Source organism: Massilia cavernae (assembly GCF_003590855.1).
Taxonomy (GTDB): Bacteria; Pseudomonadota; Gammaproteobacteria; order Burkholderiales; family Burkholderiaceae_D; genus Telluria_A; species Telluria_A cavernae.
The window spans coordinates 1-15,787 of record NZ_QYUP01000137.1; the positions used below are offsets into that span (position 1 = coordinate 1).

The window sequence follows — 15,787 nt, forward strand, 5'->3', positions numbered from 1 at the left end:
CGACTCGGCATCGAATGCGATCTAAACCGCAGCAACGACAATGCGGACGCGGTGCTGTCATCTTCGCTGGTGCTCAATCTCGGGCCACGCTGTCGCAGCGCCATTCTCTCCGCCTATCTGGGCTATTTTTACTGGGACATCCTCGTTCGTTGTGCTTCCGGCGGCACCCGGTCCATGGAAACCGGGCCCATCGTGGAGACCCTGATCGACCGCATCAGTCCGGACGATGCGGTCAGCCTGGCTTCGCCAGATGCGAGGCGGATGCTGATAGGTGGAACCTTTGCCGGCTTTGGCGGCTTTCTCAGCCGCGCGACGCGTGAGAACGACTATCTGTGGGGACGGCTGCATGCCGTCGATCGGCTCTTCGACATTCTTGCAAGCACGGTGCCGGCGGGTGCGCGGGACGCAATCGACTTTCATGCCCTTTAAGAAGGCTGCATTTGAACGGGTGATCGACGAGGAAGCCGGGCGACTCCGCCTGATTCCCGACCTTGTGGCACGGATCCGCGCTGCGATTTCCGTCCTGTGAGGGAGCTGGTTTCCCGGCTCCATGCACTCAGACCTTGAAGTCGTCGAACGCTATCCGATCGTCGCTCACCCCCATCTCCTTCAGGAGCTTGAGTGTAGACGCCAGCATGGCAGGCGGACCACACAGGTAGAAATCGCACGCGGCGAGGTCCGGGTGCTTGCGCAGCAAGGCGTCGCGTGCGGCTTCATGCACCAGTCCCGTCCGCACATCTTGCGCTTCTTCGGCCGTCTCCTCGGATAGCACCAGTTGCCACTTGAAGTTCGGGTGCATGCCGGCGAAAGCCTTCATCTCTTCCACGTAAGGCGCATCCCGATGGCTGCGCGCACCGTACCAGAAGTGCATCGGCTCGCGCGCGCCCTCATCGAGCAGCGAGTGGATCATGGCGCGCAGCGGCGCCATGCCCGCCCCGCCGCCGATGAACACCTTTTCCCGCCCGCCCGGCTTGATCGCGAAATCCCCGAACGAACCGCTGAACCTTACGCTGTCGCCCTCCTTCAACGTATACATGTAGCTCGATCCCTTGCCAGGCTGCTGCCCGGGCATGAAGCGCACCAGGAGCGTCAGTTGTCCCCCGCATTTTTCCACTGGCACTGCCAGCGAGTACGAGCGGCGCAGCGGCTCCGGATTGACCAGCTTCGGCGGCAAGGCGACGCCGCGCCAGTCGTCGCGGTGCTCGTCCGGCAACTGGATATGCGAAGCATCGCGCGCATAGTCGGGAACGTGCACCTGGATATACGAGCCGGGGCGGCATTCGACATGGGCATTCGGACGGATCGTAATCTCGCGCAGGAACGGCGTCACCGCCCGCACGCTGGTGACTGTCGCCTCGTACTCGGTGGCGCGCGCCGTAGCGCCATCCACTTCGACTTCGACGCTGCCGTCGACAGGCAGGTTGCAGGCCAGGCGGTATCCAGCCTCCAGTTTTTGAGGCGACAGAAGTGCGCGGTCGGCACTGGTCGGCTCCGGCGCCTTGCCTATGCAGCGTACTTCGCACAGGCCGCAGCTTTGCCCGCCGCCGCAGTTCGAAGGCAGTTGCAAGCCGTCCCGGGCAAGTGCCTGGAACACCGTATCGCCCTTGGATGCAGGAACCAGGCGAACACGGTTTCCATCCGAATACACGCTGACACTCGCCACCCTGCGCCAGCGCTTGGGAATAAATTCGGACAGGCGGAAGCTGGTAAACAGCAGCCACACCCCGGTGAGCGCCATCCACAGGCCGCCCACGGCACTCGTTACCAGCAAGGGATTATTGAAATTCTCCCGCTCGCTATAGTCCATGATGTGCAGCATCCAGAAGAAGTCGAACACGCGCCACGTGCTGTTCCGGTGCTCCAGGACATTCCCGGTATTTGCCGAAACATAGACGGTGGTGTCGTCGGAATCATTGAAGTCGACGCGCCAGACCGGCTCCTTGTGCTTGCGCGTTTCCGGTGAATAGCGCAGCAGGCGTGGCGCCGCCGGATGGCCCGCTCCGGAGTACGAAGCCTGCGCGATGCGGGTTGCCAGTTCCGGCCCAAGCGCGATCGTCCCGCCATCGACGGCCCTGACCATCCAGGTGGACTTGTCGTTGACCAGCCGGTAGACCGGCTGGTCCAGGAGCCAGCCGCTGGAAACCGTCATCACAGGGGCAGCTGCCTTGGCCAGCACGTCATCGACCGTCAGCGCATTCGCAGGCCACAGGCTTGCCGCAGGCGGCTTGATGCGGAACTCGCGGCCACCGACTTTCCCGGCGTCGAAAAGGCTCATGACCACACCGCTCGACATCCACAACACGAACTGGATGGCGATGATTATGCCGATCCATTTATGAATCTTGCGCATCCAGGGTGTCATGTCTTCTTCCTCCGCGTGAAACTGTAGAACAGCAGCCATGCCCCGCTCAGCGCGAACAACAGGCCGGTCGCCGAGGCGACGCGCAGCAAGGTATTGTTCACGTCGTTCCGGGTTTCATAATCCATGATGTGGAACATCCACAGGAAATCGAACCAGCGCCACAGGTTGTGGCGGCGGGCGACAAGATCGCCGGTGTGCGGCGAGAAATACAGGGTGGTATCGCCGCTCTCCTCGTAGTGCACTGCCCACAGGGGTACCGGCCGCTTGCCGACCTCCTGGGGGGCTTTGGTGACCCACTCGATTCCGCGGATACTGCCCTCGCCCACATAGGACTCGTCGGCCAGCGCCTTGATGGTGTCGCGGTCCAGCGGGCTGATCTTGCTACCCGTCGCCGCGTCGACCAGGGCAGCATCGCTACCCTGCCGGATCTCATAGACTTCCTTGCCCAGCATATTCTTCAGCCGCACCGAGGTGATGCCGGGATAGCGCTCCGCAAGCGCACTTTGCGCGATGCGGTTGGCCGAGGGTGTGAGCGGCTCGCTTGAAACGTGAGCCAGGTGATCGCCATGAATGACTTCGAGTGGTACAACGACCATGTACAGCCCGCTGATCATCCACAGCAAGGCCTGCACGCCGATGACCAGTCCAATCCATTTATGGGCACGGCGTACCCAGAAAGATGTTTGCATCGTGATTCCGTTCGATGAATCCACAAAGTGCACCGCGGACCCTGCCCGCGGTGCTGCTACTACTTAGAAACGATAGCCAACCCGGGCGTGCCAGCGGCGGCCCAGCAGGTCGTAGGTCATCGTATCGGTATTGCCGTCGGTCCAGCTCTGGATGAACGGCGGTTCCTTGTCGAGCAGATTGTCGACACCGAATGCCACCGTCATTGCTTTGGTGACGGCGTACTTCACGCTGGCGTTATGGTACGCCACGCTCGGGGCGCGTGCACCGATGGCCGTTGGGGCCGCATTGATGTCGTTGGCCGAGCCGATGTACTGGATGTTGTACGAACCCGACCACGGGCCATTCGCCAGCGTCAGCGAGGTCGCCGAACGCCACTTGGCATAGCTGCCGCGGCCACCGGTGATCTTGCCGGCGTATTCGATCGTCGCGCCGCCTGGGAATGGCGTGACGTCGAAGCGGTTGAGGCGCGACACGTCGGCCGTCAACGACGCATGCCAGCCGGCCAGCGAGAAGTCGTACAGGGCGCCGAGGTCAATGCCGGACACGCGCTGCTGCGCCGCGTTTTCAGGCTGGGACGACAGGAAGTTGATCTCGCCGGTAGCAGGTTCGCGGGTGAAGCTCGACGGGCGGCAGAAGATGTGCGACAGGCCCGGCGAGTTGTAGCACACCGACAGCTTGGTCGAACCCGGCACCGTCTGGATCGCGTTATTGATCTCGATATTGAAGTAGTCGAGCGTCAGCGTAACGGACTTGGACGGGGTCCACACGGTACCTACGGTGAAGGTGTCGGCATCTTCCGGTTCGAGGTTGATGTTTCCGCCGCCGGTGGTCAGGATGGACGGGCCGAACTGCTTGAACCCGACCGGTACCCGCGATGCCTGGCAGTTCTTGTACACATTCGAGTTAGGGTCCTTCGTGTTCCAGTTGTTGCAAGGGTCGGTCGTCGTCAGGTTGCCTTCCGAAACGCCGCCGAACAATTCCGGCACCGTCGGCACGCGGAATGCGGTCGATTTGTTGGCCCGCATTTTCAACGAAGGAATGATCTGCCAGTCCAGGCCCACCTTATAGGTGGTCTTCGCGCCGAACAGGCTGTAGTCCGAATAACGCGCTGCGCCGTTCAGGTTCAAGGATTCCACCATTGGCAGCTTTGCGAGCAACGGGACCGCCAACTCGGCAAATACTTCGCGGGCGCTGTACTCGCCGTCGATCGGGTCCTGGGCGTTGGTGTTGGCCGCGCCGGAAACGATCAGGCTGTCGGGATCGCGCCAGCCTTGCTCGCGGCGGTATTCGAAACCGGTCGCAAAGCCGACGGCGCCAGCTGGCAGGGTAAATACCTCGCCGCTGATACTTGCGTTGAAACTCTTCTGGTCGTTGCCGCCATTGTCGTGGGTGGTGAAGTGGATGTAGTCCAGCACGGCTGGCGAGAGGTTGCCATAGCCGAGGTAATTGCCGCACGGCGCAGCGGTCGGGCTGGTGCCGCAGGTCGCTGCATTCAAGGTGGCGTCGACGCGGTCAAGGTTGATGATGTTCGTCATGCCGTCGACGCCGGTGTTGCGGCCCCAGTTGACCGATGCCGACCAGTCCCACTTGTCGTTCAAGACACCTTTGAGGCCCGTCGCGATGCGGAATGTATTGGTTTCCTGGAAGAACGTGCGCGGACCGACTTCAGCCACACGGCGACGCTCGAGTGTGAGATCCTGCCCGGTAGGGTTGGTCGGATGCGACGCTGCGATGCGGATCGGGCGCACCGCGCCGATGGCGCCCGGCGTCGCCAACTGCTCGGACTGGCGATTGGTGTACATCAGCTCGGTGAACAGATCGACATTCTCGGTCAGGTGAATGTTACCGAAGGCGCTCATGCCGACGCGCTTGATCGGATTCACCGCATTCAGGAACGGATTGCTGTTGTAGCCATGCTTGGCGGCCGAGTATGTTTCGAAGCTGCGCGGATTGCCGCCTGGAACCTGATTGAAGTTGACACGGCGGCCGTCGGCCAGACGCGCACGGCCGCCGATGGTCGACGAACTGCCCGAGCAGATCAGTTTGCCGCTGTCCTCGGTGAGCGCGCACGGAGCGCGCGAGGCCAGGTTGACCTCGCCGCTCTCGGAGTAGTTCAGCGAAGCCATCAGCGAGCCGCGATCGCTGCGCGTGCCCCACACCATGTCGGCCGCCTTCTCCTCGCCGTCGCCGCGTTCGGTCTTGCCGTAGCGCGCCGACATTTCAACGCCGTTGATTGCTTTCTTGGTGATAATGTTCACGACGCCCGCAACCGCGTCGGCGCCGTAAATTGCGGAGGCGCCATCCTTCAGGACCTCGACACGCTCGATCATCGCGACCGGGATCATGTTCAGGTCGACGGAGCTGTTCGCGCCCGTGCCGCCTGCCACCACCCGGCGGCCATTCAACAGGACCAGCGTACGGTCGATTCCCAGTCCGCGCAGGTTGACCTGCGTGGTGCCGTAACCGTTGCTGGTCCAATAGGCGCTGGACTGGTTGCCTGCGGTACCGGCCGACGCCGGAAGCCGCTGCAGCAGGGTTTCGATGGATATCGCGCCGGAACGCTGGATTGTTTCCGCGTCGATGACAGTGACCGGCCCCACACCCGAAATCTGTTCCTGCTTCAGATTGATCCGGCTGCCGGTAATCTGAACGCGTTCAATGGGAGAAGCTTTGTCGGGAGTCCCGCCAATAGCGGGCTGCTGCGCGTAAGCGCCCTGGCTTAGCAGTATCAAGCCTAAGGCGGTTGCTGTTGGAACGTACTTGTAAGACATTTAATCTCCGTTATTTTTATGCTGCATATGCACAGGCGACACTCTAGCGACTCAATTTCGCCAATTGAGGGCCACCGATCCCGACAAACTGCAATTCAAAAAACCGTCCGCTCCACACCCGTCATTTAGACTTGTCTATACAAGTGCGAATTAGAACAACTCTATTCCTTGTGTTAAATCAAGGCAAGACCTTGTTTATTTTAGTATGCAACTTCCAATAAAATTTAGCGGCAAAGACCTTTTGAAAAATTAAATTTCGACGAACGGCCGAGTTTCGACTTTATGTTGCGCTTATGCAACATGGGTTATCTCGTTCCAGATGGGAAACAGCAATGTCAGCGCGCGGATGTGGCCAAAATCGGAGGTCCAGCGGCAGGCGCCAGGCGCGCGCTGGGCGTTCTGCTGACGCAAGCGTGTTTGACTCCAACACTTCCATTATTCTACAATCCTAGAAATATCGAAATATAGAGCTAAAATGACTACTGACCAAGCAATCGACGCGCTCGCAGCGTTGGCCCAGGAGATGCGCCTGTCGGTATTTCGATTCCTGATGACAGCAGATCCTGAAGGAATCTCCGCGAGCAAGATCGCGGAGCACTTGGACGTGCCCCCGTCCACCCTCTCATTCCATTTGAAGGAACTCGCCCACGCCGGCCTGATCACGCCGCGCCCGGAGGGACGATTTGTCATGTACGCGGCCAATTTCGAAAGGATGAATGAATTGCTCGGCTTCTTGACGGAGAACTGCTGCGGCGGAAATCCATGCATAACGATGTCAGGAATCGACTGCGTACGTACTCCTGCTTCAGCCTGAGGGCGAACGCCCGGTGTTTTGATTTTTCCCCTTTTTACGGACCGCACAATGAATGTTCTATTCCTATGCACCGGCAACTCCTGCCGCTCCATCCTCGGCGAAGCCACGTTCAATCACCTCGCGCCAAAGGGATGGCGCGCCATGAGCGCGGGCAGCCAGCCTGCTGGCTACGTCCACCCTCGTTCATTAGCCTTGCTCGCGCGCGAGGGCATCGCCACTGACGGCTACTACAGCAAGTCATGGGAGAGTCTGCCGGCGACACCCGACATCGTTATCACGGTATGCGCCAGCGCAGCCGGCGAAACCTGCCCCGCGTACCTGGGACCGGTGTTGCGGACGCACTGGGGCGTCGAGGATCCTGCCCATGCAACCGGAACCGATGAAGAAATCGATGCTGCGTTCATCAAGGCGTACCAAATCCTTCGGACACGCATTGAAGCCTTCCTGGCCTTGCCGTTGGGCGCGCTCAAGAACAACCCGGCGAAGCTGAAGGCCGAGATGGACCGAATCGGCACCTTGATGCCTTGACGCCAGTTCCCACACATTCCCTGAGCGAATCGCCATGAGCGAAAAAACGTACAACGTGCTGTTTCTATGCACCGGCAACTCTTCGCGCAGCATCATGGCTGAGGCCATGCTGAATGCAGCGAGCAAGGGGCGCTTTCACGCCTATAGCGCTGGCAGCCACCCGGCCGGCAAGGTCCACCCGTTCGCATTGGAACAAATCAGTTCTATTGGGTACCCGCTGAACAACTTGCGCAGCAAGCCGTGGGGCGAGTTTGCATCAGCCGACGCACCGCACATGGATTTCGTCATCACGGTGTGCGACAAGGCTGCAGGCGAAGTGTGCCCGATTTGGCCCGGCCAGCCCGTTTCAGCACACTGGAGTTTCGCAGACCCCGCATTAGCCGCCGGAACGGATGCGGAGATCCGGCACGCCTTCGCAAAGGTTTGCCGTGAAATCAAAATCCGCCTGGATCCCTTCCAGGCGCTTCCGATCGAAAAACTGGAAAAGCTGACATTGAAGCACGAGCTCGACCAGATTGGGGACTTCAAGCCATGACCTTCGCAAGACGCGTCGTTTCCGAGGGTCTCGGCACGGCCTTTCTTCTCGCCGTCGTCGTCGGCTCCGGGATCATGGCCGAACGGCTGGCGGGCGGTAACGTAGCAATCGCACTGCTCGCGAACGCCATTGCAACCGGTGCCGGCCTGGTCGCCCTGATCCTGATGTTTGGCACTGTCTCGGGCGCACACTTCAATCCCGTAGTGACTCTTTCCGAAGCGTGGCAGAAGAACATGCCCCGGACGGAAGTCCTGCCCTACATCGCCGTACAGGTCGCCGGCGCCTTTGCCGGCGTAGCGGCGGCGCACCTGATGTTCGGCGATCCGGTCTTCTTCGCTTCCGAGCATGTCCGCTCAGGTCCGGCGCAGTGGTGGGGCGAGTTCGTCGCCACCTTCGGCCTGATCGCCGTCATCATTGGATGCTCGCGCAGCCGTCCGAGCGTCACGCCGTTCGCCGTGGCCGCCTATATTACGGCAGCGTACTGGTTCACCTCGTCGACCTCGTTCGCCAATCCGGCCGTCACGCTCGCCCGCAGCGCAACGAATACCTTCGCCGGAATTCGACCTCTCGACGCACCTGGCTTTATCGCTGCGCAGTTGCTCGGCGCAGCAGCCGCGACGCTGTTGTTCTGCTGGCTCTATCCTGCTCCGCCGGCGGATGCGACCGTCGCGGGCACCGTCGCACCGAGCGACTTCGCGCCGTCGCCAGTTTCCGAACATGCCCGCGCAGGCACAACCCGACCGGGGTCCTATGACTGAAAAAATACGCGAGCTGCCAAACATCAGGGCAGCACAATTGGATATCCCGATTTGCAAAAGCTGGCCCCGGTCCCCGACCTGGACCATCCACCACGAATCCTGATGCTGTATGGATCGCTTCGTGAACGCTCCTTCAGCCGCTTCCTGACGGAAGAAGCAGCACGCATCCTGGAGTGCTTCGGGGCCGAGGTGAAGATTTTCGATCCCACTGGACTGCCGATGACGGGCAGCGTTCCGGAAACCCATCCAAAGGTCGTGGAACTGCGCGAACTTTGCCTGTGGTCTGAAGGCCAGGTATGGTGCAGCCCAGAACGTCATGGCGCCATCACGGCAGTGATGAAAAACCAGATCGACTGGATCCCGCTCGAGCAGGGAGCAGTGAGGCCGAGCCAGGGCCGTACGCTGGCGGTGATGCAGGTGTGCGGCGGGTCGCAATCCTTTAACGTCGTGAACACGCTGCGATTGCTGGGACGCTGGATGAGGATGGTCACAATTCCTAACCAATCTTCCGTGCCGAAAGCATATTTGGAGTTTGATGAGGCCGGCCGCATGAAGCCATCCCCTTACTATGACCGTGTGGTTGACGTCATGGAGGAACTGTTCAAGTTCACCTTGCTCATGCACGGACGCACCGACTATCTGACCGACCGCTACAGCGAGCGCAATGAGCGAACGATCGACGCGATCGACAAGCAAATTCGGAAGCTTTAGGTGTAGTCCGCTTAACCCGGGTTTGCGTTCCGCTGCGCCTGGACATCTGGCGTGCTGCGTGCGGTTTCCACCCCATACGGGGCGCCGCACGGCACCGCCCGTATTCGACTAATGGCCGCCCTTGGCGGCCATTAGTCGATGTTCCTGCGCCATCGTGCGCGCCGTTTTGGCTGCTGAAACAAACTGGTCGCGCAAATTTCGGCAATGCGAGATCATCGCTCCAAACTCTCCCTTTGGGCGATTCGTATACGCACGGGCCATCTGGTCATGCTGGGCCGCCTCGGCGTCATACTCGACCGCCTTTTGTGCAAAGTACTCGGCGATCTTCTGGTGATCACCTGGCGTCGTGGCCGAGGCGATGCTCGCCGGAATGTCGTTGGCGGTCGGACCCACCATCGTATTACATCCGACCAGTCCGATGAAGAGAATTCCCGCAATTGCTAGTTTGACACGCATAATTTTCTCCTAAACGATTGATCCACAAAGTAGCCGCGATTACCCAGTCTGTCGTGCTCGCGAATGGCGTGCTGCCATTTTTACAGTGTTACACGTTGCGTCCCCGCGCGCCGGTTCTATTGTGCGGCATCGCGACCGTTTTCTATTCCGCGTGGCGTGGGTCATCGGCGGGAACCCTCGCTGGTCCAACAAGACCCCTTGCGCTCGCCACGGTCACTCGCCTGTTCGTCGGTTCGTCGGTTCGTCGGTCAGCGTATCCACCATTCCAGTATGTCCCATAAAGCCCTATGGTCGATCCTTGAAGTCTCGCAGCGGCCGATATCTACCCTCGTTGATCTTTCGGCTCTGCCTCCAAACGTAGTCCCCGGTCAGGTCGATATGCGCTGCGGGCTGCGTCGCCGAACCCGCGCTCAAAAACCATGCCCCGACAGTCGCCTTATTACCCGGCGCAGCAGGAAAGCTGTTTCACGTCCTTTGTAAATGTCTGGGCAGCGAGTTTCAGCCCTTCGACCATCGTCAGATACGGGAACAACTGGTCGGCCAGTTCTTGCACCGTCATCCGGTTGTGAATCGCCATCGCTGCCGTCTGGATCAGCTCGCCCGCTTCCGGCGCCACTGCCTGCACGCCAATCAAACGCCCGCTGCCGGCATCGGCCACTAGCTTGATGAAGCCGCGTGTGTCGAAGTTAGCAAGTGCCCGCGGCACGTTGTCCAGCGTGAGCGTGCGGCTTTCGGTCTCGATGCCGTCACGGCGCGCTTCCGCTTCGCTGTAGCCAACGGTCGCCACCTGCGGATCGGTGAACACCACGGCCGGCATCGCGGTCAGGTCCAAAGCCGCGTCACCGCCGGTCATGTTGATCGCCGCACGGGCGCCGGCCGCTGCCGCGACATAGACGAACTGATGCTGGTCGGTGCAGTCGCCGGCCGCGTAGACGTTCGGGTTACTCGTGCGCATCCCCCTGTCGATGACGATGGCTCCTTGCGCATTGACGGGAACGCCCGCTGTTTCCAATGCCAGGCTGCGGGTGTTCGGTGCCCTGCCGGTCGCAATCAGCAGATCGTCGGCGCGTATTTCGCCGTGCGCGGTGGTCAGCACGAACTCGCCGTCCACATGCGCGACCTGGCTGGCTTGCGTGTGCTCCAGCACTTTGATGCCCTCGGCACGGAAAGCGGCTGCCACGGCCTCGCCGATGGCCGGGTCTTCCCAGAAGAACAAGGTGCTGCGCGCCAGGATGGTCACTCTGCTGCCCAGCCTGGCAAAGGCTTGCGCCAGTTCCAGCGCCACCACCGACGAGCCGATCACAGCCAGGCGTTCGGGAATGGTGTCGCTGACCAGGGCCTCAGTGGAAGTCCAGTAGGGCGACTCTTTCAAGCCTGGAATCGGCGGCACGGCCGGACTGGCACCCGTGGCGACCAGGCAGCGGTCGAACATCACGAGGCGCTCGCCACCCTCGTTCAAACGGACGAGAAGGCTGTGGTCGTCCTTGAAACGCGCGTCACCGTGTAGAACGGTGATTGCTGAATTGCCGTCCAAGATGCCTTCGTATTTGGCGTGACGTAGTTCATCGACGCGGCCCTGCTGCTGGGCCAACAGTTTGCTGCGGTCAATCGCAGGCACGGTTGCCGCGATACCGCCGTCGAACGGACTTTCCCGGCGTGAATGGGCGATGTGGGCGGCGCGGATCATGATCTTCGACGGTACACAGCCGAAATTGACGCAGGTGCCGCCGATTGTGCCGCGCTCGATCAGCGTGACGCGCGCGCCTTTCTCGACGGCCTTTAGCGCCGCCGCCATCGCGGCTCCGCCGCTACCAATGACGGCTATCTGCAACGGACGTTCGTTGCCCGTCGGCGGTGCATCGGAGGTCATGCCGATGATTTTTAGATGAGTCATGCTACAGATCCTTTTTCGATTGTGGCAACAGGCAATGGCGTCAGATGTGCTGTGATGCCGTTTTCAGTGGCTTACTGCTTGACCCTGGACGGATAGCCCGCGTCCTCGGTTGCCTTGGTTAGTTTCTGCACGCTGGTCTTGGCATCATCGAAGGTGACGACCGCTTCGCGTTTCTCGAAGGTCACGTCAGCTTTACTGACGCCTTCGACCTTGGAAATCACCTTCTTGACGGTGATCGGGCAGGTGGAGCAGGTCATGCCGGGTACGGACAGCGTGACGGTCTGGGTGGCGGCCCACGCGGGCGCAACAACGGCAGCGAGGGCGAGCGACGCAGACAGTTTTTTCATGGCTGACTCCTGTAATTAATAGAAAAATGGCACAACATAAGGAAATCCGAGGGCGACCAGAACCAGCGCAGCCACGATCCAGAAGTTGAGCTTGTAAGTAGCCCGCACTTGGGGAATCGCACACACATCCCCTGGCTTGCAGGCTTGCGCCGGGCGGTAGATGCGCCGCCAGGCGAAGAAAAGCGCCACCAGCGCCACTCCAATGAAGATGGGCCGATAGGGTTCCAGCACCGTCAAGTTGCCAATCCAAGCACCGCTAAACCCAAGGGCGATCAGAACCAGCGGCCCCAGGCAGCAGGCCGAGGCAAGAATGGCGGCCAGCCCTCCGGTGAAGAGCGCCCCGCGCACGTTTTGTGCTCCAGACATAGACTTGTCCTTTCGAATTTCAACTAGATACCGTAACCTTACTTCCGTAGTTATGTACGGAGTCAAGGGATATGGAAAACAATTTGGAGAATCTGACTATTGGCGTTTTCGCCAAGGCAGCCGGGGTCAATGTGGAGACGATCCGGTTCTATCAGCGCAAGGGCCTGCTGCCCGAGCCGGACAAGCCTTATGGCAGCATCCGCCGCTATGGCGAGGCGGATGTAACGCGGGTGCAATTCGTGAAATCGGCGCAGCGGCTGGGCTTCAGCCTGGACGAGATTGCAGAGCTGCTCCGGCTCGATGACGGCACCCATTGCGAGGAAGCCAGCAGCCTGGCTAAACACAAGCTTCAGGACGTGCGCGAGAAGATGGCCGACCTGGCGCGCATGGAAACTGTGCTGTCCGAGCTTGTGTGCGCCTGCCAGGCGCGGAAAGGGAACGTTTCCTGCCCACTAATTGCGTCGCTGCAAGGGGTAGCAGAACCGCGCAGTGCCGACAGCGTGTAGCCGAAGGAAGTAAGCGGCGACGCGAGCCATCCAATCGAGCCTGAATGCTGCTCAACTTCTCCCCCATGATGATGCCGTTCGCCGTTCCCTGACACTTGAGAAAATGCTGGTTTGAGGGCGCCGTCAGTGCAATTATTCCTGTTCGAGAAGCGGCTGGAATGCTGGTCGGCCCGTTTCGAATGCAGGTCACTACAGGTATGAGTTTCTGAGAGCGGGTTCGGAAAAAACTAACCGGCTTTTTTGTAAATGGATCACGCCAGAAAAAACGAAAAACATGACCGTAAAGCACACCGGCAGCACACTAAAGCAAATACCTTTCGGGATCTGGATGCTCGGCTTCGTAAGCATGCTTATGGACATTTCCTCGGAAATGGTTCATAGCCTTCTTCCGATGTTCATGGTCGGCACGCTCGGCGCTAGCGCCCTAACGGTTGGTCTAATTGAAGGACTGGCCGAATCCACTGCACTGATCGTCAAAGTGTTCTCGGGTGCGTTGAGCGACTATCTCGGCAAACGCAAGGGATTGGCATTGTTCGGCTACGCCTTGGGTGCGCTGACCAAACCACTCTTCGCTGTGGCGAACACAACTGGCATTGTGCTGACGGCCAGATTGCTGGACCGGGTTGGCAAAGGAGTACGGGGCGCACCACGCGATGCCTTGGTCGCCGACCTCGCGCCGCCAAATTTGCGCGGTGCGGCTTTTGGCCTTCGTCAATCCCTTGATACGGTAGGGGCATTCCTGGGGCCGCTGGTCGCGGTCGGCTTGATGCTTCTGTGGGCGAACGATTTCCGGATGGTGTTTTGGGTTGCCGTGATCCCCGGCGTGTTGGCCGTTGCCTTGCTTTTGTTCGGCGTGCGCGAGCCACAGCAGCATCAAAATGGCAAGCGAACCAATCCTATCCGACGCGAGAATCTGAGTCGCCTTAGCGCCTCGTACTGGTGGGTGGTGGGAATCGGCGCCGTGTTTACATTGGCCCGATTCAGCGAGGCATTTCTTGTCCTGCGTGCTCAACAGGGGGGCATCCCGGTTGCACTGGTGCCGCTGGTGATGGTGGCAATGAATCTGATTTACGCCATGTCGGCGTATCCGTTTGGGAAGCTCTCTGACCGCATGAGCCACACTAAGCTGCTCGCGCTCGGCCTTGTCGTATTGATCGCCGCCGACCTGGTTTTAGCGACAAATGACCACTGGGCTGTCGTGTTGGCAGGCGTCGCGCTGTGGGGCATGCACATGGGGATCACGCAGGGGTTGTTGGCGACAATGGTGGCTGATACGGCACCGGCCGACCTGCGCGGCACAGCCTATGGCATGTTCAACCTGATGAGCGGCATCGCCATGCTGCTCGCAAGCGTCGTGGCGGGACTGCTGTGGGATCAACTTGGGGCATCATCCACTTTCTATGCTGGTGCCGCCTTCTGCATCGTGGCACTGATTGGACTGGCAATATATCGCGCTGGCAATTCCCACGGGGGGGCCGTTTCACCGGAAAATGTATCGCCTCCCTCGGTCAAATAACTGAGCGCGCACACAGGCACGGTCAGTTGCACTTATTACTGGTTCGCGGCGGTGGAATGCAGGTCGGCGCGGCTAAATGCAGGTTTGCCGTCGTAGCACGCTTCATGTCCCCGCGATCGTCGAACCAAGTTCGCGGCGGCGCATCAGCAGAAAGACCGCAGGGACAACGAACATCGATAACAGTGGCGCACTGATCATCCCGCCGATCATCGGGGCGGCAATCCGCTGCATGATTTCCGAGCCGGTTCCTGGTGTAACCATGATCGGTACCAGGCCCGCTATGATCACTGCCACCGTCATCGCTTTCGGCCGCACACGCAATACGGCCCCGTGACGAATCGCATCCAGCAAATCGTCGGCGCCTGTTTTGCCCATGCCCCGGCGTTCGTCCCACGCATGCTTCAGGTACAGGAGCATGATCACCCCAAACTCGGCTGCCACTCCGGCCAGTGCGATGAACCCGACCGCGCTCGCCACCGACAGGTGGTGGCCGAGAATCCAGAGCAGCCAGACCCCGCCGGCCAGCGCAAACGGCAAGGTGGCCATGATCAGTGCTGCTTCATCGAAGCGCTTGAACGTCATGTAGAGCAGCACAAAAATAATTAACAGCGTCGCCGGCACCACGACCTTAAGCTTCGCTGCCGCACGCTCCATGTACTCGAACTGCCCCGACCACGAAACCGCGTAGCCTGCAGGGAGTTTCAGCTCCATCGCTACAGCACGCTGCATATCGCGCACCACCGAACTCATGTCGCGCCCCCGGATATCGACATACACCCAGCCGGACAAGCGCGCGTTCTCGCTCTTGAGCATCGGTGGACCATCGCTGATCCGAATGGCCGCCACATCGCCAAGGCGGATCTGGGCGCCGCGTTCGGTCAGCACCGGCAACTGCCGCAGCTTCTCGACCGAATCACGCACTTCGCGCGGATAGCGGACGTTGATCGGGAAGCGCTGCAAGCCTTCGATCGTTTCCCCGATATTGTCGCCGCCAATCGCCGCCGACACGATGCCCTGCACGTCAGCTACGTTCAGGCCGTAGCGCGCCGACACCTCGCGGTTGATGTCGATATCGATATAGCGTCCGCCACTGAGCCGTTCGGCCAGCGCCGACGACACGCCGGGCACCCTTTTGACGATGCGCTCGATCTCGCCCGCGATCCGGTCGAGTTGCTGCAGGTTCGTGCCGGCGATCTTGATGCCGACCGGACTCTTGATCCCGGTCGCGAGCATGTCGATGCGATTGCGGATCGGCGGTACCCAGATGTTCGACAGGCCCGGCACCTTCACCACCCGATCGAGTTCCTCCACCAGCTTGTCGGTCGTCATTCCGGGGCGCCATTGGTCGCGCGGCTTGAACTGGATCGTCGTCTCGAACATCTCCAGCGGGGCCGGATCGGTTGCCGTTTCGGCGCGCCCTGCCTTTCCGAACACACTCTGGACCTCCGGTACCGTCTTGATCAGGCGATCGGTCTGCTGCAACAGTTCCGAAACCTTGCCGGCCGAGATACCCGGCAGCGCCGACGGCATGTA

The 15,787-nt window shown here is 60.4% G+C and carries 13 protein-coding genes and 2 pseudogenes; 8 read left to right on the plus strand and 7 right to left on the minus strand.

Annotated features, from left to right (window positions below):
- Positions 1 to 429, plus strand: a 429-nt coding sequence (locus tag D3872_RS17980) for a DUF3376 domain-containing protein (protein ID WP_229459396.1), incomplete at its 5' end; no start/stop codon positions are given.
- Between the two features lie 127 nt (positions 430 to 556).
- On the opposite strand, the gene D3872_RS17985 is transcribed toward D3872_RS17980, so the two are convergent.
- From D3872_RS17985 to D3872_RS17995, 3 genes are all read right to left on the minus strand, one after another.
- On the minus strand, positions 557 to 2,362 hold the full coding sequence (locus tag D3872_RS17985; RefSeq protein WP_182915851.1) for a 2Fe-2S iron-sulfur cluster-binding protein: 1,806 nt from the start codon (positions 2,360 to 2,362) through the stop codon (positions 557 to 559).
- Positions 2,359 to 3,051: a PepSY domain-containing protein gene (locus tag D3872_RS17990; RefSeq protein WP_119812097.1), complete on the minus strand. Its 693-nt coding sequence runs from the start codon at positions 3,049 to 3,051 to the stop codon at positions 2,359 to 2,361. Before D3872_RS17990 ends, D3872_RS17985 begins: the two co-directional genes overlap by 4 nt.
- 63 nt (positions 3,052 to 3,114) lie before the next feature.
- Positions 3,115 to 5,652, minus strand: a complete 2,538-nt coding sequence (locus D3872_RS17995) for a TonB-dependent receptor (protein ID WP_229459397.1) — start codon at positions 5,650 to 5,652, stop codon at positions 3,115 to 3,117.
- Between the two features lie 646 nt (positions 5,653 to 6,298).
- Here D3872_RS17995 and D3872_RS18000 point away from each other — a divergent pair.
- From D3872_RS18000 to arsH, 5 genes and pseudogenes are all read left to right on the plus strand, one after another.
- Entirely contained in the window at positions 6,299 to 6,637 is a 339-nt protein-coding gene (locus D3872_RS18000; RefSeq protein ID WP_119812099.1) for an ArsR/SmtB family transcription factor, read from the plus strand.
- Positions 6,638 to 6,685: 48 nt separating this feature from the next.
- On the plus strand, positions 6,686 to 7,165 hold the full coding sequence (locus D3872_RS18005; protein WP_119812100.1) for an arsenate reductase ArsC: 480 nt from the start codon (positions 6,686 to 6,688) through the stop codon (positions 7,163 to 7,165).
- Positions 7,166 to 7,199: 34 nt separating this feature from the next.
- Positions 7,200 to 7,700 carry an arsenate reductase ArsC gene (locus D3872_RS18010; RefSeq protein WP_119812101.1) on the plus strand — a complete coding sequence of 167 codons (501 nt, stop codon included), beginning with the start codon at positions 7,200 to 7,202 and terminating at the stop codon, positions 7,698 to 7,700.
- Positions 7,697 to 8,458 (plus strand): aquaporin, encoded by a 762-nt coding sequence (locus D3872_RS18015; RefSeq protein WP_119812102.1) that lies wholly within the window; start codon positions 7,697 to 7,699, stop codon positions 8,456 to 8,458. Before D3872_RS18010 ends, D3872_RS18015 begins: the two co-directional genes overlap by 4 nt.
- A pseudogene (gene arsH, locus D3872_RS18020) lies at positions 8,451 to 9,169 on the plus strand (arsenical resistance protein ArsH). Before D3872_RS18015 ends, arsH begins: the two are co-directional and overlap by 8 nt.
- 108 nt (positions 9,170 to 9,277) lie before the next feature.
- On the opposite strand, the gene D3872_RS18025 reads toward arsH, so the two are convergent.
- From D3872_RS18025 to merT, 3 genes and pseudogenes are all read right to left on the minus strand, one after another.
- Positions 9,278 to 9,625, minus strand: coding sequence for a hypothetical protein (locus tag D3872_RS18025; protein WP_119812104.1), 348 nt, complete (start codon positions 9,623 to 9,625; stop codon positions 9,278 to 9,280).
- 439 nt (positions 9,626 to 10,064) lie between these two features.
- A pseudogene (gene merA / locus D3872_RS18030) lies at positions 10,065 to 11,866 on the minus strand (mercury(II) reductase).
- Between the two features lie 15 nt (positions 11,867 to 11,881).
- Positions 11,882 to 12,232 carry a mercuric ion transporter MerT gene (gene merT, locus D3872_RS18040; protein WP_119812107.1) on the minus strand — a complete coding sequence of 117 codons (351 nt, stop codon included), beginning with the start codon at positions 12,230 to 12,232 and terminating at the stop codon, positions 11,882 to 11,884.
- 71 nt (positions 12,233 to 12,303) lie between these two features.
- On the opposite strand from merT, the gene merR reads away from it, so the two are divergent.
- Both merR and D3872_RS18050 read left to right on the plus strand, forming a co-directional pair.
- Positions 12,304 to 12,738 carry a mercury resistance transcriptional regulator MerR gene (merR, locus tag D3872_RS18045; protein ID WP_119812108.1) on the plus strand — a complete coding sequence of 145 codons (435 nt, stop codon included), beginning with the start codon at positions 12,304 to 12,306 and terminating at the stop codon, positions 12,736 to 12,738.
- Between the two features lie 274 nt (positions 12,739 to 13,012).
- Complete coding sequence (locus D3872_RS18050; protein WP_119812109.1) at positions 13,013 to 14,254, plus strand: MFS transporter; 1,242 nt, start codon at positions 13,013 to 13,015, stop codon at positions 14,252 to 14,254.
- 102 nt (positions 14,255 to 14,356) lie between these two features.
- On the opposite strand, the gene D3872_RS18055 is transcribed toward D3872_RS18050, so the two are convergent.
- On the minus strand, positions 14,357 to 15,787 hold a 1,431-nt coding region (locus D3872_RS18055), incomplete at its 5' end, for an efflux RND transporter permease subunit (protein ID WP_147373912.1).

What these genes read in the sequence shown, in the direction of transcription:
- D3872_RS17990 (WP_119812097.1), bottom strand. Translation starts at nt 3,051, where the DNA reads ATGCAAACATCTTTCTGGGTACGCCGTGCCCATAAATGGATTGGACTG.
- D3872_RS18005 (WP_119812100.1), top strand. Translation starts at nt 6,686, where the DNA reads ATGAATGTTCTATTCCTATGCACCGGCAACTCCTGCCGCTCCATCCTC.
- merR (WP_119812108.1), top strand. Translation starts at nt 12,304, where the DNA reads ATGGAAAACAATTTGGAGAATCTGACTATTGGCGTTTTCGCCAAGGCA.
- merT (WP_119812107.1), bottom strand. Translation starts at nt 12,232, where the DNA reads ATGTCTGGAGCACAAAACGTGCGCGGGGCGCTCTTCACCGGAGGGCTG.
- D3872_RS18050 (WP_119812109.1), top strand. Translation starts at nt 13,013, where the DNA reads ATGACCGTAAAGCACACCGGCAGCACACTAAAGCAAATACCTTTCGGG.
- D3872_RS18025 (WP_119812104.1), bottom strand. Translation starts at nt 9,625, where the DNA reads ATGCGTGTCAAACTAGCAATTGCGGGAATTCTCTTCATCGGACTGGTC.
- D3872_RS18000 (WP_119812099.1), top strand. Translation starts at nt 6,299, where the DNA reads ATGACTACTGACCAAGCAATCGACGCGCTCGCAGCGTTGGCCCAGGAG.
- D3872_RS17985 (WP_182915851.1), bottom strand. Translation starts at nt 2,362, where the DNA reads ATGACACCCTGGATGCGCAAGATTCATAAATGGATCGGCATAATCATC.
- D3872_RS18010 (WP_119812101.1), top strand. Translation starts at nt 7,200, where the DNA reads ATGAGCGAAAAAACGTACAACGTGCTGTTTCTATGCACCGGCAACTCT.
- D3872_RS18015 (WP_119812102.1), top strand. Translation starts at nt 7,697, where the DNA reads ATGACCTTCGCAAGACGCGTCGTTTCCGAGGGTCTCGGCACGGCCTTT.